Below are 18418 nucleotides of genomic sequence, written 5' to 3' on the forward strand. Positions count from 1 at the left end.
CTGCGCGGGACGTGCAATACGACGTTCGACTTGGCCTCCCCACACGCGGCAAGGCCAGTTACTACCAGGGCCGATTGATCGCCCCTCGATTGCCTAACGCGCCAGACGGCGCAGTCGGGCCAGCATGCGATTCCACAACCGGGCCTCTTGATGCGGGACTCCAGAGGCGTAGTGACCCGGACGCGTAATGGAGCGCGTGACCAGGGTCATCGCGTGAATGGTCACGTGATCCACGATCGACAGGTGGCCAAGGATCCCGGCGCCGCCCCCGATTGCGCAATGCGCGCCGATCCGGGCACTGCCCGCAATCCCCACACAGCCGGCGATGGCTGTATGGTCGCCAATCTCGACGTTATGGGCAACATGAACCAGGTTGTCGATCTTCACACCCCTCCCGATCCGCGTTGCGCGCAACGCCCCGCGATCGATGGTCGTGTTCGCTCCAATTTCCACATCGGAACCGATCACGACATGGCCTAGCTGTTCGATCTTCTCCCAACCCTGTTCACCCGCAGGCGCGAATCCGAAGCCATCGGCCCCGATCACGCAACCACTGTGCAGGATGCAGCGATCCCCCACCGCAACGCCTTCAAGCAGGGTCACACGGGGGTGCAGGAAGGTATCGGCCCCCACCATCACCCCCTCGCCCACCACGCAGTGCGCCCCCACGACACTCTGGGGTCCCACCGTAGCCCCCGCGCCGATCACCGCCCCAGGCCCCACGAATGCGTCGGGAGCAACCGAGGACTCGGGATCCACAAACGCACCCGGATGGACACCCGCAGCTCGGGCGCGACGTGGCCTGCCCAGCCACTGACTCGCTCGGGCATAGCCCAGGTAGACATCATCCAGGTGGATCAGGGTTCGGGAAGCCGTCGATTTCAGCCCCGCGGCCTCCGGTACCAGGATGACACCCGCGGCACTCGCTGCCAGGGCCTCGGCATGACGCCCGACGTCCGTCACAAAACTCAGATCGCAGGGGCCTGCGGTGGCCAGCGGGCGCAACCCGGTGAAGCGGCGTTGGTCATCGCCCGTGAGCTGCCCGCCCAGCGCCTCCGCCAGCTCGCGGGCCGAATACCCGCCGTCAGTCTCGCTGCATTGTGGCAAGGATGTCGTCCGTGATGTCGATCCGGTCACTGGCATACAGCACGTTGCGCTCGGTTAGGATCAGATCAATGTCGCGTTCCCGGGCGAGATCGACGATGGCATCGTTGATCCGTCGCTGCAGTTTGGCCAGCTCTTCGTTGCGGCGTACGTTCAGGTCTTCGCTGAAGCTCTCCTGCGCCCGCCGGAATTCGCGCGAACGTTGCGAGAACTCCCGCTCCAGATCCGCCCGTTCCGATGGGTTCATCAGGTCCCCGTCACGTTCCAGCCGGTCACGCAGCCGCTGCAGCTCCTCACGTTCCGCCACCAGCTCCGAATCGCGCGGCGAAAACTCGCGCTCCAGTTCACGCATGGCATCTTCGGCCTGCGGCGAATCCTCGAGAATCCGGTTCATCGTCACGAATGCGACGTTCTGCGCCCCGGCGACAGCGGGTACCACCAGCCATCCGCTGGCGACGAGAATCACCGCTGCGAACCAGGCCATCCCGGATCTCATGACGCCTCCCGATGCGCTTGCATCGATCATCCTCAGAAACTGGCACCCAGCAGGAACTGGAAGCGCTGCAGCTCGTCACCCGGCTGATTGTTGAACGGCTCGGCCACGCTGAAGCTCAGCGGCCCGACCGGCGAGAACCAGGTCACCGCCACACCCGCCGATGCCCGCAACTCGCTGGTATCAAAGTCCGAGACATCATGGAACACATTCCCCGCGTCCACAAAGGTACTCATGCGGACTCCATCGTTGTCGGCCGCAAACGGCATCGGGAAGAACAATTCCGCGGACAGCGTAGTCCGGAAACGCCCACCGTAGGGATCATCATTGGAATCGCGCGTCGCCACCTGACCATCGCGGATCGGTCGCAGATCGCCCAGCTGATTGTCCTCGTAGCCGCGGACCGAGCGAATGCCCCCGGCAAACAGCCGTTCGTAGAACGGGACGTCATCCCCTCCGTAGCCATCCGCGTACGCGAGCCCGGCGGAGAGGCTGAAGGAGTACCGATCGGACAGCCGGAAGATCTCCTGACCCGAATAGGTGAGCTTGTAGAACTCGCGGTCACTGCCCGGCACCGTGACCTCCAGGCCGACCCGATGACGACGGCCTTGCGAAGCGAAGGTCGTGCTGTCCCGAGTGTCGTGAATATAGCTTGTCTCCAACTTGTACAGGTTCGCGGAATCACCAAATTCGTCCAGCTCGTCGATGATCTCGTCCGGGGTTCCGATACGCGTGTCGGAGCGTTCGACTGTCTCGATTTCGATGTTCTCGAAACCCGGGCGCACCTGAATCCGGTCGAACTCCGACAGCGGAATCCCGTAGGTCACGTCGAAACCAAAGCGGTTGGATGAATACCGCGAGATGTTGGCCTCCTCGGCATCGATCTTGCGATAGAACACGGAGAACCCGCGACTCGCACCGGAGGGGGTGAAGTGCGGATTGGTGACGCTCATCCGGAACAGCTGGTTGACCTTGCTGGTACTCACCTCGGTGGAGAAGCGATTGCCGGTCCCAAGGAAGTTGTCCTGTGTCAGGCTCGCGGTCAGCAGCAGCCCCTGGTTCTGCGAGAAACCGGCGCCCAGCGACAAGGCCCCGGACTGCTGCTCGGTCACGGTGATATTCAGGTCCACTTCGTCATCGGTGCCGGCGACCCGCTCGGTCTCCACGTTCACGCTCTGGACGAACGGCAGCCGCTGGACACGCACCCGGGAACGTTCGACCAATGCCCCGTTGTACCAGGCGCTCTCCATCTGCCGCATCTCGCGGCGATACACCCGTTCCTCGGTGTTCTGATTGCCGGTGATCCGGATGTTCCGAACGTAGACACGCGGGCCCGGGTCGACGAAGAACGTGATCGCGACTTCGCGGTTGTCCTCGTCCACGTCGGGCACCGGGTTCACGTTGGCGAACGCGAAACCCTCCCGGGTCAGGCGTTCGCTGATCCGTTCGGCGGACTCGGTCACCTGACTGCGCGAAAACGGCGCATCGATGTCCACGTCAATCAGGCTTTCCAGCTCCTCTCGCGGGATCACGAAATCCCCGGCGAGATCCACACCCGTCACCGTATAGCGATCGCCCTCGTCGACGTTGATGGTGATAAACAAATCCCGCCGGTCCGGCGTCAGCGTCACCTGAGTGGAGTCGATATCGAACTCCAGGAAACCCTGATCCAGATAATGCGAACGGAGCTGTTCCAGATCCCCGGAGAGCTTCTCGCGCGAGTAATTGTCCCGCCGACTGAAAAAGGCCCACCAGCGTGGCACGCCGGACTCGAAACGCCGGGTCAGTTCACGACCCGAGTAGCTCTCGTTGCCCACCACATTGACCTGGCGGATTTTGGCCACCGGCCCTTCGGTAATGTCGATCTCGATGTCCACGCGGTTACGCGGCAGTTCCACGATCTCCACATCGACCTGCACGTTGTAGCGCCCGCGCGCGAAATACTGCTGGCGCAGCTCGCTCTCGATGCGGTCCAGCATCGTGCGGTTGAATACCCGCCCGGAACGCAGGCCGGCCGAATCCAGCGCCTCGCGCAAGCCCTCGTCGGGGATATCCCGGTTACCGGAAAAGTTGATCTCGTTGATCGCGGGTCGTTCCGAGACAATCACAACGAGGACGTCCCCGCGCCGGGCGATCTCCACATCGTCGAAGAAGCCGGTCTGGAACAGCTCGCGGATCACCTCCGGACTTCGATTGTCGTCGAAGGTATCCCCAACCTGCACGGGCAGATAACTGAGCGCGGTACCGGCGGTGATCCGTTCCAGCCCCTCGATTTCGATATCCTCGATCTCGTAGGCCTGGCCCCAGGCCGTCCCCGCCAGGCCCAGCAAACCGACCAGGGCCATTCCTCTCAAGCTGTTTCGCGCCATGCTCTCCGCCAAAAAATAGGCCGTTCGGTGGGCTGATCGAGGCACCCGGGATGGGCTCCAGTGTGCCTTCGCCTAACCGAACAGTCGTGTCAAATCATTGTACAGGGCCAGTATCATCAGCCCCGCGATCGCCAGCAGACCCACCTGCTGACCGATTATCTGGGTGCGCTCCGACACCGGGCTGCCCTTCACCGCCTCGGCGGCGTAGTACAGCAAATGGCCGCCATCCAGCATCGGGATCGGCAGCAGATTGATGATCCCGAGCGACACGCTCACCAGCCCGAGAAATCCCAGGAACGCCGAAATCCCGATCAATGCCGAGACCCCCGCAAACTCGGCTATGGTAACCGGTCCGCTGATATTTTTAACCGACGCATCCCCGGTGATCATTCGCCACAGGATGCCCAGTGTCAGTACGGTCACATCCCACGTCCGCTCCGCCCCCGAGACAAATGCCGATCCCGGACCCTGGCGCACCAGTACGGCCATGTCCCGTGCCGCCGATTGATCCGTATCCACGCCCGCGCCGATACGGCCAATGGCCACCCCCTCGTGATCCGTCGCCTCCGGCGTCATCCGTAGTTCCAGGGTGCGCCCGTCGCGCTCCACGGTGACCCGCAGATCGGCTTCTGGATGCGCACGCACCACCTCGACCCAGCGATTCCAGTCCGCGACCGGCTCGCCGTCCACTGCCAGCACACGATCCCCGACCTCCAGTCCGGCCGCCGCCGCCGGGCTCCCACCCTCGACGGCACCGATCCGCGGTTCCAGCATCGGCCGATAGGGCTGCAACCCCAGCTTGTCGAGGAACTGCCCCTCTGCCAGCAACGCCTGGCGATCCCGCAGATCCACCTCCCGCTCGATCTCTCGACCGTCCGTGCCCCGCAGCAGCAGGGTGACCGCCTCGCCGCGAACCGCATGGTCCAGCAGTCGCAGGTTGGCCTGCTCCCAGTCCGCCACTTCACGATCGCCCACCCGCAGAATCTCCTGCCCCCGCTCGAGGCCCGCCTCGGCGGCCGGCGTATCCGGCGCTACCTCGCCGAGAATGGGCTTGATCCCGCCCACACCCACCATGAACATCACGGCGTATACCAGGATCGCCAGCAGGAAATTCGCCGCCGGACCGGCCGACACCACGAACGTACGGGCCCCAAGACCTTTCTGGTTGAAAGCCCGCGTGACCTCTTCCTGAGCCACCGGACCCTCGCGCTCGTCGAGCATCTTCACGTAGCCACCCAGCGGCAATGCGGCAATCACGAATTCCGTCCGGTCCCGCCCAAAGTAGCGCTTGAAAATCGGCCGGCCGAAACCCACCGAGAAGCGCAGCACCTTCACCCCCACAAGACGGGCGGCGAGGTAGTGCCCATATTCGTGCACGGTCACCAGTACGCCAATGGCTACCGCAAACGCCAGCAGGCTCGTCAGGAACGTCATGACAGGACGGGTCGTGCGTTCGCGACATACTCGCTCGCGACCTCGCGAGCTCGCCGGTCCGCACCCAGGACGCGCTCCAGCGAATCGGCCGCCTCGGCCTCGATCGCCTCCAGGGTCGTGGCGATCACCGCCGGGATCTCGCTGAAGGCCAGGCGCTCTCCCAGGAAGGCATCCACCGCCACTTCATTGGCCGCGTTGAGAACCGCGGTGGCCGTCCCTCCACGCTCCAGTGCCGCGTAGGCGAGACCGAGCGCCGGGAAACGCGCCGCTTCCGGCTCGGAGAATTCCAGCTTGCCCATCGTGAGCAGATCCAGCGGTTCAACGCCCGACTCCATACGCTCGGGCCAGGCCAGCGCATGGGCGATCGGTGTGCGCATGTCGGGGTTGCCGAGTTGCGCGAGCACCGACCCGTCATCGTAGGCCACCATCGAATGCACGATGCTCTGCGGGTGAAGTACCACCTGAATCGTCGAGGGCGCCACGGCAAACAGCCAGCAGGCCTCGATCACCTCGAGCCCCTTGTTCATCATGGTCGCCGAGTCCACCGAGATCTTGCGCCCCATATCCCAATTGGGGTGGGCGCAGGCCTCGTCCGGCGTAATCCCGGCAAAGCTGTCCAGCGGACGGTCGCGAAACGGCCCCCCCGATGCGGTGAGCCAGATCCGGCGTGCCCCGTGCGGTGTCACCGACTCGGCACAGACGTAGCCATTGGGAAGGCACTGAAAGATCGCGTTGTGCTCGGAATCGATCGGCAACAGACAGGCACCGGAGCGGCGCACGGCATCCATCAGCAAGGCCCCGGACATGACCAGCGCCTCCTTGTTGGCGAGCAGCACCCGTTTGCCCGCCTCGGCCGCGGCCAGCGTCGGCAACAGCCCGGCTGCGCCCACGATCGCCGCCATCACCGCGTCGACCCGGGGCTCCCGGGCGACCTCCGCCAGGGCCTCCGCACCCGCCCGCACCTCGGTACGCGAGCCGACCGCCGCCAAAGCCGCGCGCAGGGCCTCGGCGGCGTCGGGATCGACCATCACGGCCACTTCCGGGTGGTGGGCCAGGCACTGCGCGCGCATGCGCTCCACATTGCAATGCGCCGTCAGGGCATAAACGCGGAAGCGTTCCGGCTGACGCGCCACGACATCGAGCGTACTCAACCCGATGCTGCCGGTTGATCCGAGAATGGTGATCTGCGTCGTCTTCATGGGTACCTGCGTCCGTTCGCGCTATGCCGCCACCGGCGGGGCCGGAATCAGCGCCAGCCACAACAACCCGGCCAGGAAAACCGGAGCCGCCGCGACCATGCTGTCGAACCGGTCCAGAATACCCCCGTGGCCCGGCAGCAAGGAACCACTGTCCTTCTCGCCAGCCTGTCGCTTCAGGATGCTCTCGAACAGGTCCCCCACAACCGAGACCAGCCCGATCAGCACCGACAGCAGCAGGAATACCATCGCGTCCATCGGCTCGAGGCCCCAAACGGCCGCCACCACGATCGCGAAGGCCAGCACCGTCAGTAGCCCGCCAAGCAAGCCCTCGCGGGTCTTCCCCGGACTGATATGCGGCGCCAGCGGGTTGCGCCCGAACGCCTTCCCGGCGAAATACGCCCCGGTGTCGGCCAGGCCAACCAGCACCACCAGATAGACCACCAGCAAAGGCGCCAGGGCATGCAGCCACACCAGGCCCATTCCCGCCGGCACCAACGTCATGATCGCGGCCACCGCAAAGAGGGTCCGACTGGATGCCGGTGCGGCCGTCTCGCGTTCGCGATAAAACGGCAACAGCAACAGGATCACCAGCCACCACAGCAACACCAGACCCAGGATCAGGTAGTGCAACCCCGCAACCGGCGCCAGACCAAGCGCAACCACGGGAACCACCACGGCCGCCACCAGCGCACCGCGTGCCAACGGGTTTTCGAGCCTGGCCAGTCCACCCCACTCCCAGGTCGCCAACCCGAGGACCAGCGCGACCAGCGCCAGCACCGCCCAGTTCGGGCCCCAGGCCACCAGAGCCAGCGCCGGCAAACCCAGCGCCGCGGCGGTCAGAATCCGTTGTTTAAGCACTCGGCACCTCCCGCGCACTTGCCTCGGCGGCTCCGGTCACGCAGCCGAAACGCCGCTGGCGACTCGCATACCACGCCAGCCCCTGTCGCAGATCATCGGCTGTGATGTCCGGCCAGAACGTCTCGATGAAGAGCAACTCGGCATACGCCGCCTGCCACAGGAGGAAGTTGCTGATGCGGCGTTCGCCGCCGGTGCGGATCAACAGATCGACGTCCGGCATCCCGGCCGTGCTCAAATAGCCGGCGAAAGAAGTCTCGGGATTCGCCCCTTCATCGCCGGCGGCTACCCAGCGGCGGGCCGCCTGCAGGATGTCCCAGCGGCCACCGTATCCCAGTGCCACGACAACCCGCATACCCTCGTTGGCGACAGAGGCCTGCTCGGCTTCCGCTATCCGCGTCTGCAGATCCGACGGGAAGCTTGCGCGATCGCCAATAAAGGTGAGCGCGATGCCGCGCTCGATCAGTTCCGGGAGTTCCGCCTCGATGGCGGACACAAACAGATCGAACAGTGCCTCGACCTCTTCGCGCGGGCGGCCCCAGTTCTCGCTGCTAAAGGCGAACAGCGTCAGGGTGCCCACGCCTTGTTCGGCGAAAAACCGCACGGCATGCCGCGTCGCCTCCAGCCCCGCCCGGTGGCCTTCGGAACGACTCAGACCTCGGGCCTCGGCCCAACGCCCGTTGCCGTCCATCACGATGGCCACGTGCGCCGGGAGCGCCTCGCTGGGTGAAGTAGTAACCGGCATCGCCTGCGCCGGTCAGACTTCCATCAACTCGGCTTCCTTGTCCGCAAGCATCGCGTCGACCTTGGTGATGTGGTCGTCGGTCAGCTTCTGGATCTGATCCTGCGCCTTGTGCTCGTCGTCTTCGGACATCTCCTTGTCCTTGACCAGCTGCTTGAAGGCGTTGTTGGCATCCCGCCGGATATTGCGCACGGCCACCCGCGCGTGCTCGGCTTCGGCCCGGACGACCTTGACCAGGTCACGCCGACGCTCTTCGGTCAGCGCCGGCAGCGGCACACGGATCGTCGTCCCCATGCTCGCCGGATTGAGTCCCAGATCCGAAGTCATGATGGCCTTCTCGATCTTGCCGACCATGTCCTTCTCGTACGGGACCACGGAGAGCGTGCGTGCGTCCTCGGCATTGATGTTCGCGACCTGGTTGATCGGCACATCCATGCCGTAGTACTCCACATGCACATGTTCGAGCAGCGTGGGGTGCGCACGGCCGGTTCGAATCTTCGATAGCTCGTTGCGCAACGCTTCCAGGCTCTTGTCCATGCGTTCGCGCGCATCTTTCAGGGTGGCGTCACTCATTACGGGCTCCCTCGACCAAGGTGCCGACCGCCTCGCCCATCACGAGCCGTTGCAGGTCGCCCTTGGCAAACATGTTCATTACACGGATCGGCAGGCCATTGTCTCGGCACATCACCAGGGCCGTGGTATCCATTACGCCCAGACGCTGTTCCAGCGCATCGTCGAACGTCAGCCGCTCGTAGCGTCGGGCATCCTTGGTGGTCATCGGATCGGCATCGTAGACCCCGTCGACCTTGGTCGCCTTGATCATGATGTCCGCGTTGATCTCGATCGCTCGCAGGCTCGCCGCGGAATCCGTGGTGAAGAACGGATTCCCGGTTCCGGCGGCAAACACCACGATGCGCCCCTTTTCCAGGTGGCGTACCGCACGCCGGCGGATGTAGTCCTCGCACACTTGGTTGATGCGGATCGCCGACATCACCCGCGAAAAACGCCCGGCGCGCTCGATCGCATCCTGCAGCGCCAACGCATTGATCACCGTTGCCAGCATGCCCATGTGGTCGCCGGTCACCCGGTCCATGCCGCCTTGTGCCAGACCCGCACCGCGGAAGATGTTGCCGCCACCGATCACGATGCCGACCTCGACCCCCATGCGGGAGAGCTCCGAGACCTCTTCGGCCACCTGCGCCAGGACATCCGGGTCAACCCCGTAGGATTGCTGACCCATCAGGGCCTCCCCACTCAACTTCAGAAGGATGCGCCGGAACGCGGGCTGGCTGTCCTGACTCATGGGGTTCCTTATCTCGGGCTCGGTTGTTCTCGCTTGCCAGTTTTTTCTGGCCCTTTTAGCCGGAAGCGGCCGCATCAAGCGGCCGCCCCGGAGTCCTTCTGGATCAGGCGCCGCGCGCCTGAGCCATTACCTCTTCGGCAAAGTTCTCGGTCTTCTTCTCGATCCCCTCGCCCACCTCGAAACGGATGAAGCCGGAGACCGAAGCACCCTTGCTTTCCAGCAGCTGTGCGACCGTCTGATCGGGATCTTTCACGAACGGCTGGCCCACCAGGGTGATCTCGCCCAGATACTTGCGGATACGCCCCTCGATCATCTTCTCGATGATGTTCTCCGGCTTGCCCGATTCCTCGGCCTGGGCCTTGAAGATCGCACGTTCCTTGTCGAGCATCTCGGTCGGCACCTGACTCTCGTCGATGCACACCGGATGGCTCGCCGCGATATGCATCGCGATATCCTTGGCCAGCTGCTCGTCACCACCATTCAGGCCAACCAGCACGCCAATCCGGGCACCATGCTGATAGAAACCCAGCGCACCTTCCGCCGTCATGCGTTCGAAACGGCGGACCTGGACGTTCTCGCCGACCTTGGCGATCAGCTGCGTACGCTGCTCTTCCAGGGTCTGACCATCGACGGTCTCGGTCATCAGGCCTTCCACCGAATCGGCGGCGGTGTTCAGCGCCACATTGGCGCAGGCGCTGGTGAAGGCACGGAAGTTGTCGTCATTGCCGACGAAGTCCGTCTCGCAGTTGATCTCGACGATCACCGCGCGCGAACCGTCGCTGGCAATCTCGACGCGACCTTCGGCCGCGACACGATCCGCCTTCTTGTCGGCCTTGGCCATGCCGGACTTGCGCATTGCCTCGACCGCCGCTTCCAGATCGCCGCCGGTTTCAGTCAGGGCCTTCTTGCATTCCATCATGCCGGCGCCAGTGCGCTCGCGCAGTTCTTTTACTTGTGCAGCAGTAATCTGCATCGTTGCTTGCTCCTGAATCATGCTCGAGCCGGCCGCCAGCGTGGCGACCGGCTCCTGTTATCAAGCGGGGTTGGCGGGCGACGCGGTGTCGGGAGCGTCAGTCGTTGCAGCGGCCGGCTCGGCGGCTTCTGCTTCGCCCATGCCACCCGTGGTCACCGCACCCTTGGCCTCGATGATGGTATCGGCGATCGCAGCCACATAGAGCTGAATCGCACGCATCGCGTCATCGTTGCCCGGGATCACGTAATCCACGCCTTCCGGGGAATGGTTGGAATCCACCACGGCGACGACCGGAATGCCGCGCTTCTTCGCCTCGGCCACCGCAATCTTCTCGTAGCCGACGTCGATCACGAACATCGCATCGGGCATGCGGTTCATGTCCTTGATACCGCCCAGGCTGCGATCCAGCTTGTCCTTTTCGCGGCGACGGCTCAGGGCCTCGCGCTTGTTCAGGACCTGGAAGCTGCCATCGGCGTCCATCGTCTCGAGGTCCTTCAGGCGCTTGATCGACTGCTTGACGGTGTTGAAGTTGGTCAGCATGCCGCCCAGCCAGCGGTGGCTCACGTGCGGCATGCCGCAACGGTTTGCCTCTTCGGCCACCACGTCGCGGGCCGAGCGCTTGGTGCCGACGAACATGATCTGGCCACCGTCGGCAGCGATCTTGCCGAGGAAGTTCAACGCATCGTTGAACATCGGCAGGGACTTCTCGAGGTTGATGATATGAATCTTGTTGCGTTCCCCGAAGATGTACGGGGCCATCTTGGGATGCCAGTAACGCGTCTGGTGGCCGAAGTGCACACCGGCCTCCAGCATCTGTCGCATAGTCACGAGGGACATGAGTTTTCTCCTGTAACGGGTTGAGCCTCCACGCATCCCGATCTGAAACCCGAACCGAATCTTCTTCGAGGGCGGGCACCCGACAGATCGTGCCGATGCGTGTGTGGATTAAGGTTTCGGGAGTCGCCCCGCAAAAGGCGGCTTCCGGCCCCGCCGAATTGCCAGCGAGGCGCGCGCTTTATAGCATAGGACACTTACCCGAACCAAACGCCGAGCCCCTCCGGGCGCCGCGGCGGGAGCCCCCATGTCCGTTTCCATCAAGACCCCCGAAGAGATCGAACACATGCGCGTCGCCGGCCGCCTGGCCGCCGAAGTCCTCGAGATGATCGAGCCCCACGTGCAAGCCGGCGTGACGACCGGGGAACTGGACCGGATCTGTCACGACTACATCGTGAACACCCAGGACGCGATCCCGGCCCCACTCAACTATCGCGGCTTCCCAAGGTCGATCTGTACCTCGGTGAACCATCAGGTCTGCCACGGCATCCCGGGGGATCGCAAGCTGAAGAACGGCGATATCCTCAATATCGATATCACCGTGATCAAGGACGGCTTCCACGGCGACACCAGCCGCATGTTCGTGATCGGCAAGGCCGGTATCCAGGCCCAGCGGGTGATCGACGTGGCACGCACCAGCATGTACCTCGGCATCCAGCAGGTTCGCCCGGGCGCAACGCTGGGCGATATCGGCCACGCGATTCAGGTGTACGCCGAGGCACAACGCTGCTCCGTGGTGCGCGAGTTCTGCGGCCACGGGATCGGGCGCGGCTTCCACGAGGATCCGCAGGTCCTGCACTATGGCAAGCCTGGCACCGGCATGACCCTGAGAGAAGGCATGTGCTTTACCATCGAGCCGATGATCAATGCCGGCCGCCGCCACACCCGCATCCTGGCGGATGGCTGGACCGCCGTGACGAAGGATCACAGTCCGTCGGCGCAGTGGGAACACACACTACTGGTCACCGCCGACGGATACGAGATCCTGACCCTGCGCAAGGACGAAACCCCACCTCAGGAGATCGCGGCCTGACCGAAGGCCATCACGCCTGTTCCCCGCTGATTCGAACCGCCCAACCTACGGAGCTCCAATGAATCCTGCGGGCAGCACCCCCGGCGAACTCGATACCCCCGCGTTCACCCCGGACTGGGGCGAGGACTATCAGCGCCTCAGCCGCAACCCGGGGAACATCGCCCTGTTCCGGGACCGCCGGCGCGCCATCCTGGAACAGCAATACCAGGGCTTTCGCGACGGCATGCCGATCGCCGAGCTGATCCATGGCCACGCCCGGCGCATCGACGAGCTGCTCAAGCTGATCTGGGCCCAGAAGGGCCTCGCGGATGACGACCAGCTATGCCTGATCGCGGTCGGTGGCTATGGCCGCGGCGAACTGCACCCGGCCTCCGATATCGACATCCAGATCATCCTCGAGGGCGAACATGACCCCGCCCTCTTCGACCGGATCAGCGACTTCGTCACGTTCCTCTGGGACATCGGCATCGAGGTCGGGCACAGCGTGCGCAGTATCGACGACTGCACCCGCGAGGCGCGCGACGACATCACCGTCGCGACCAACCTGATCGAGGCCCGCTACCTGGCCGGCCATCTCAGCCTGTTCAACGACTTCCGTGGCGCCATCGAGCCCGACCGCATCTGGGACTCGCGCAGTTTCTATGCCGCCAAGCTGGCCGAACAACAAGCCCGCCATCGACGTTTTGGCGAGACCGCCTACCGCCTCGAGCCGAACGTCAAGGAAGGCCCCGGCGGCCTGCGCGACATCCAGATGATCGGCTGGGTCACCAAGCGTCATTATGGCGCCGAGCGCATCGAGGAGCTGGTATCACTGGGCTTCCTGCGCGAGGGTGAGTTCCGCGAGATGATGGAGGGCCAGAACTTCCTCTGGCGGGTACGCTTTGCCCTGCACATGCTCGCGGGCCGCCGCGAGGACCGCCTGCTTTTCGATCTGCAGCGCCAGCTGGCCAACACCTTCGGCTTTGTCGACCAGAACCACAACCGGGCGGTCGAGCAGTTCATGCAGCGCTACTTCCGCACCATCAACGATCTCGAGCGGCTGAACGAACTGCTGCTGCAGCACTTCAACGAGGCCATCCTCGACGATCCGGAAGCCCTGCAGGACCCCGTACGCATCCACCAACGTTTCCAGGTCCGGGGCGGCTACCTCGAGGCGGCGCACGATCAGGTCTTCATGATCTATCCGCCGGCGCTGCTGGAGGTCTTCCGCCTGCTCCAGGAACACCCGGAGATCCAGGGCATCCGCGCCTCCACCATCCGCCTGATCCGGGCCCACCGCCACCTGATCGATGGGCACTTCCGCCGCAATCCGGTGTGCCGCGAGCTCTTCATGGACATCCTGCGCGCCCCGCGCGGGATCACCAGCCAGCTGCGCCGCATGAACCGCTACGGCGTGCTGGGCAATTACCTGCCGGCCTTCGGGCGCATCATCGGACGCATGCAGTACGACCTGTTCCACGCCTACACCGTGGACGAGCACACCCTGAACGTGGTGCGCAACGCGCGGCGCCTGGCGCTGCCCGAGTTCGCGCACGAACAGCCACTGGCGCACCAGATCTACTCCGGACTGGTGCGCCCCGAACGCCTGGTGCTGGCCGCCCTGTTTCACGACATCGCCAAGGGCCGCGGGGGTGATCATTCCGAGCTGGGGGCCCACGATGCCCTGCATTTCTGCCAGCATCACGGCCTGTCGGACGCGGATGCCGGCCTGGTCGCCTGGCTGGTGCGTTCCCACCTGCTGATGTCGCTGACCGCCCAGCGCAAGGACATCTCCGACCCCGAGGTCGTCATGGGCTTCGCCCGCGAGGTGGTCACCCGCGAACGCCTGGACTTTCTCTATCTGCTGACCATTGCCGATATCCGCGGAACCAATCCGGAGCTGTGGAACAGCTGGAAGGATTCCCTGCTCCAAACCCTTTATCACGCCACCCGCAATGTCCTGGACCGGGGCCTGGATACCCCGCCGGACATGGACGAACAGATCCGGCAAACCCGCACCGAGGCACTCGCGTTAATCGAACAACAAGGCTTCGATACCGATCAGGCCCGGAAGCTGTGGGACGAACTGGACGACGAATACTTCCTGCGCCATTCCGCTGACGAGATCGCCTGGCACGGCCGGGCCCTGCTGCCACTCCCCCCGGACGCCCTCCCCCTGATCCTGGTGCGCCCGAAGACCTCGCGCGGGAGCACGGAGATCTTCGTCTACGCCAGCGACCATCCCCGGATCTTCGCGCGCATCACCAGCGCCCTGACCCAGTTGGGACTGGACATCGTGGACGCACGGATCATCACGACCGCGGGCGGCCGCACGCTGGATACCTTTCTGGTTCTCGAAAGCGGCGGGGGCCAGACCGTGGATGCCGGTTATCGCTCCGAAGAGATCCGCCAGAGCCTCGAACGCGAACTCGAACGCGAAGGGACCATCCCCAACCCGGCCTCACGCCAGCTTCCACGCCGCCTCAAGCACTTCGACGTGGATACGCAGATCGAATTCGAACCCGCTGCGGGCGGCCAGGCAACGCGCATGCGGCTGCGCGCTTTGGATCGACCCGGCCTGCTGTCGACCATCGGGCATGTCCTTGCCGAGCAGGGAATCGACGTGCGGACTGCACGCATCGCCACGGCCGGGGAACAGGTCGAGGACAGTTTCCTCCTCAGCCGTCCCGGGTCGGCTGCTCTCGACGACGAGGATCAGGCGGGCCTGCGCAAGGCCCTGCTCGGCGCCATCTGACGGCAGCCGGGTCAGCGCCCGCGCGCCTCCAGAGGTCGGGGCCCTGCCTCGTCGGACGCCGCCCCCGCGCCCAGCAGGCGCGCCTCGAAATCGGTCAGGACACTGAACTCGACTCGGCGGGATGCCCGACGATCCTCCTCGCCGCGCTCGTCCAGCACCCGGCGTGAAGAGGACAACCCCACGGCCGCGACCCGCGAGCGGAACCAGTCCGCCTCCTGCAAGGGCTCCAGCTGATAGGCATATTCCAGCACCGCGCGCGTGCGGCGCTGGCTAAGATCCATGTTTCCGAAATAGGCCTCCAGCGCATCGTCGCTGCCGGCCCACTCGCTGGAGGTGTGGCCCTCGATCCGCACCTCCCGAATGACCTCGGCGAACGGACGCAACTGTTCCGCGTAGCGCGGCATGAAGTCCTCGAGAATCGCCTCGAAGCGCGGCCGGATGCGTGCCGAACTGCGCTCGAACAGGACCTCCGGCTCGCGAAAGCGCAAGGTCAGGCTATCGCGGTCCAGTTCCGCATTCCAGCGCGGCAAATCCTCGCGAAACTCCTCCTCCAGAACCGAATAAATCGCCGCGCGCAAGGCGGCCGCCTCGTTGCGAACCTCGGTATGCACCGCACTCTCGCGCTCCACCTGAACCATGTGCAGCAGCGCGAGGAACAGGAAGATCATCATCAGCGCGGCCATCAGGTCCGCCACCGCCAGCCAGTGCGAACCCTGGTCGGCCTCGTTTCCCGCGGCCATACCTTGTCGCCGACGGCGGCGCGCCAACCAGGAAAACATCAATTACGCCCGCCCGCGGAGGCGATGGCGGCGGAGCGTTCCCCACCCCAGCGCGTCTCCGCCGCGAGCCCTGCCTGGACGGCATTCTCGATACTCTCAAGCATCGCCTCCAGCCGTGCGTCCATCGCCGGGAAGGCCTCGGTGGCACGATCCCGCAGGGCCGCGATGCTCCCCAGCAGGGCCTCCAGTTCCACCGTCTCGCGCCGCAGACTGGAGAGCGTCGATTCCTGATCCTCCACGTGCCGGGTGATCTGCAAGGCCTGCCCGGTCATGCGCTCCAGGGTCTGCTCGGTCTGCTCGACCCCGGCACGGGCCTGGTCGAAGGCCCGATGCAGGGTGTCCATCTGCTCGCGATACTGATCCTGCCACTCCACCAGGCGAGCGACCGAGTCATCCAGACGCCGGAAGTTCTCGCCAAACTGTTCACCCAGGCGATCGTTGAAATCGTGGATCACCCGCTCCAGGGCTTCTACCAGGTGCCCGCTGCTCATCTCGGTGATGCGCTCGGCCATGCCATCGAGCGCGCCGGTCAATTCGCGGTGTTGTTGCTCCAGCCGGGCATCCAGGCGCTGATCGAGGGCCCGCACCGCCTCCACTACGGCCAGCGAGGCATCCCGTTGTTGTGCCGCCAGGTGCGCATTATCCAATGGTGCATCCGACGCACCCTCCGCAGACGGTTCGGGGGACGCCGTCGGTGCGGGTACCATCACCTGAACCATCCGCAACACCGCCGCCAGCAAGATGCCCACGATACTGGTCACGAAGGCCAGCTTGAGCCCTTCCAGCAAGGCCGGGATACTGGCCTCCACCCGTCCAGCATCAAAATCCAGCAGTCCGATGGCGACCCCGAGGAAGGTGCCGAGAATCCCCACGGTGGTCAGCAGCGCGGGCGCCGCTCCCTGCAAGGACTCGGCGCGGCGCAATGCCGTCGCCGTCAACGCCGCCAGGAACAGCCCAAACAGCAACAGCGCGAACAAGCCAATCACGCTTAATGGACTGAGCCCCTGCAACGTGGCCAACAGCGCCTCGGCGACCCGATCGAAAATTCCGGTCATGTGCTTCCTCCGTCCCGCGGCGTCGGTAGCGCCCGCGCGGTCGTGCGATTCGTAAGAACCGGATGCAAGCAAAAACAACGCCAGACCCACCAAAGACCGGTGGAACGGGGCTTTCAGGCACGATCGGCCCGGGCGCGCCACAAGGTTTCGACGGATTCCCGACGCCCACGCGCCAGGAAGCGAACCGCAACCAGAGCCTAATCGTCCATTCTTTGACGCCCCGAATGGGACGAAATCGCCCGCCTGATCCGTCTTACCCAGTGAAGCCCAATAGACGGTGGCTCCATGCCAGCGACAGTCACGCCTGCTGCGAACGTGTCATGCAAGCCCATCGGCCCGCCCCGGCGGCGGCCGGCGCTCGTCTGGCTGGCACTCGCCAGCCTGCTCTGGTTGCTGAGTACCCCGGCTCAGGCACAAGCCCCATTCACCTTCGGGATTCAGCCATTTGCCAGCCCACCCGCGCTGTTCACACGCTACGCACCCCTGCGCGACTGGCTGGGAACCGAACTTGGCCAGCCCGTTCAGCTGGAGTCTGCACGCGACCTGCCGACACTGCTCGAACGCAGTCGGGAGGGCCGCTACGACTTGGTCCTCGTGGCACCGCAGGTAGTGCCACTCCTCACGGAAAACGGGCCCTACCGCTTACTGGCCCGCAGCGAGGAAGAGCTGGCGATGGTCCTCCTGGTGCGTCCCGGGGGTGACATCAGTTCGCTTGCAGGCCTCGCAGGCCGATCCCTCGCAGTCCCGTACAAGGAAAGCCGCGCCGCGACCCTCGCACGCAGCCTGACTGACGCCGAGGACTGGCCCGACCCACCCGGCCCGCCCCGCTACCTGCACTATCACCACAACAACGCCGCAGTGGCCGCATTCCAACGCGGAATCGCCGATGCCCTGGTCATGATCATCGAAGGCAACGTATTGCCGGTGCGACCGGATATGGAGGGCGACCGCGAACGCCACATGTCGCTGGGCGACGGAAGCCTGGTACGTATCCTCGCCCAATCCGACCGGTTCCCGGGACTTACCCTTCTGGTCCACAAACGTCTGGATAGCGACACCCCGCGGTTGCACCATCGCCTGATCACGCTGCAGCAGAGCCCGTCCGGCACGGCACTCCTGAGGCATATCGGACACCGCGGATTCATCGCGGCGCATGCCGGCGAGTACGCGGCCTTCCAGGGTGCGCTGGATGAGTTGGAAGCCAAATTCGATCTCCGGACCCCCATCCCGGCCGGGAACCCGACCCCGTAAGTTCAGCCCGCAGCATCCATCACGCCCACGCACGGGCGCGGACCGCACCTGGGATTTCGGCTTCTCCCCCGCTACCTCGCCATCCACCCACCCCAACGATCGCCACCGCCCCCCGTGGCCTTCCCCACATTTCAAATGCGGGACGGGCATCCTTCGTCCAGTACCGCTAAAATGGGCGCGATAAATCCATGGCCGCACCACGCGGTGACTCTGGCGCGCACGCAACCCGGATTCCGTCGATGCCCCTTCCCGGCCCGGCT

The 18418-nt window shown here is 64.8% G+C and carries 16 protein-coding genes; 3 read left to right on the forward strand and 13 right to left on the reverse strand.

Translation table 11 applies throughout. The features are described 5' to 3' along the window. Positions 1-93 precede the first annotated feature (93 nt). From lpxD to rpsB, 11 genes are all read right to left on the reverse strand, one after another. Positions 94-1107, reverse strand: a complete 1014-nt coding sequence (gene lpxD / locus TVD_RS07235; protein WP_047251216.1) for a UDP-3-O-(3-hydroxymyristoyl)glucosamine N-acyltransferase — start codon at positions 1105-1107, stop codon at positions 94-96. Beyond that, on the reverse strand, positions 1085-1588 hold the full coding sequence (locus TVD_RS07240) for an OmpH/Skp family outer membrane protein (RefSeq protein WP_018176726.1): 504 nt from the start codon (positions 1586-1588) through the stop codon (positions 1085-1087). Before TVD_RS07240 ends, lpxD begins: the two co-directional genes overlap by 23 nt. A 44-nt stretch (positions 1589-1632) precedes the next feature. Then, entirely contained in the window at positions 1633-3966 is a 2334-nt protein-coding gene (bamA, locus tag TVD_RS07245; protein WP_420804888.1) for an outer membrane protein assembly factor BamA, read from the reverse strand. Positions 3967-4038: 72 nt separating this feature from the next. After that, entirely contained in the window at positions 4039-5400 is a 1362-nt protein-coding gene (gene rseP, locus TVD_RS07250) for an RIP metalloprotease RseP (RefSeq protein WP_047251218.1), read from the reverse strand. Then, entirely contained in the window at positions 5397-6599 is a 1203-nt protein-coding gene (gene ispC, locus TVD_RS07255) for a 1-deoxy-D-xylulose-5-phosphate reductoisomerase (RefSeq protein ID WP_047251219.1), read from the reverse strand. Before ispC ends, rseP begins: the two co-directional genes overlap by 4 nt. Positions 6600-6620: 21 nt before the next feature. Further along, on the reverse strand, positions 6621-7457 hold the full coding sequence (locus tag TVD_RS07260; RefSeq protein ID WP_047251220.1) for a phosphatidate cytidylyltransferase: 837 nt from the start codon (positions 7455-7457) through the stop codon (positions 6621-6623). Then, positions 7450-8199, reverse strand: a complete 750-nt coding sequence (gene uppS, locus TVD_RS07265) for a polyprenyl diphosphate synthase (RefSeq protein ID WP_047251221.1) — start codon at positions 8197-8199, stop codon at positions 7450-7452. Before uppS ends, TVD_RS07260 begins: the two co-directional genes overlap by 8 nt. 12 nt (positions 8200-8211) lie before the next feature. After that, entirely contained in the window at positions 8212-8769 is a 558-nt protein-coding gene (gene frr, locus TVD_RS07270) for a ribosome recycling factor (protein WP_018938605.1), read from the reverse strand. Continuing rightward, entirely contained in the window at positions 8762-9499 is a 738-nt protein-coding gene (gene pyrH / locus TVD_RS07275; RefSeq protein ID WP_018145574.1) for a UMP kinase, read from the reverse strand. Before pyrH ends, frr begins: the two co-directional genes overlap by 8 nt. A gap of 103 nt (positions 9500-9602) precedes the next feature. Next, positions 9603-10472, reverse strand: a complete 870-nt coding sequence (gene tsf / locus TVD_RS07280) for a translation elongation factor Ts (RefSeq protein WP_018145573.1) — start codon at positions 10470-10472, stop codon at positions 9603-9605. Positions 10473-10532: 60 nt separating this feature from the next. Further along, on the reverse strand, positions 10533-11309 hold the full coding sequence (gene rpsB, locus TVD_RS07285; protein ID WP_018145572.1) for a 30S ribosomal protein S2: 777 nt from the start codon (positions 11307-11309) through the stop codon (positions 10533-10535). Between the two features lie 244 nt (positions 11310-11553). On the opposite strand from rpsB, the gene map reads away from it, so the two are divergent. Next, positions 11554-12339, forward strand: coding sequence for a type I methionyl aminopeptidase (map, locus tag TVD_RS07290; protein WP_018145571.1), 786 nt, complete (start codon positions 11554-11556; stop codon positions 12337-12339). A 58-nt stretch (positions 12340-12397) separates the two neighbouring features. Beyond that, a complete protein-coding gene (gene glnD, locus TVD_RS07295; RefSeq protein WP_047251222.1) occupies positions 12398-15073 on the forward strand; it encodes a [protein-PII] uridylyltransferase in 2676 nt (891 codons plus the stop codon). An 11-nt stretch (positions 15074-15084) separates the two neighbouring features. On the opposite strand, the gene TVD_RS07300 is transcribed toward glnD, so the two are convergent. Further along, entirely contained in the window at positions 15085-15852 is a 768-nt protein-coding gene (locus tag TVD_RS07300) for an OmpA family protein (protein ID WP_026331197.1), read from the reverse strand. Continuing rightward, positions 15852-16907: a hypothetical protein gene (locus TVD_RS07305; protein ID WP_047251223.1), complete on the reverse strand. Its 1056-nt coding sequence runs from the start codon at positions 16905-16907 to the stop codon at positions 15852-15854. Before TVD_RS07305 ends, TVD_RS07300 begins: the two co-directional genes overlap by 1 nt. Before the next feature lie 390 nt (positions 16908-17297). Between TVD_RS07305 and TVD_RS07310 the strand changes: the two genes are divergently transcribed. After that, positions 17298-18158 (forward strand): PhnD/SsuA/transferrin family substrate-binding protein, encoded by an 861-nt coding sequence (locus TVD_RS07310; RefSeq protein ID WP_047251224.1) that lies wholly within the window; start codon positions 17298-17300, stop codon positions 18156-18158. Positions 18159-18418 lie beyond the last annotated feature (260 nt).

The sequence above is a fragment of the Thioalkalivibrio versutus genome (assembly GCF_001020955.1).
Lineage (GTDB): Bacteria > Pseudomonadota > Gammaproteobacteria > Ectothiorhodospirales > Ectothiorhodospiraceae > Thioalkalivibrio > Thioalkalivibrio versutus.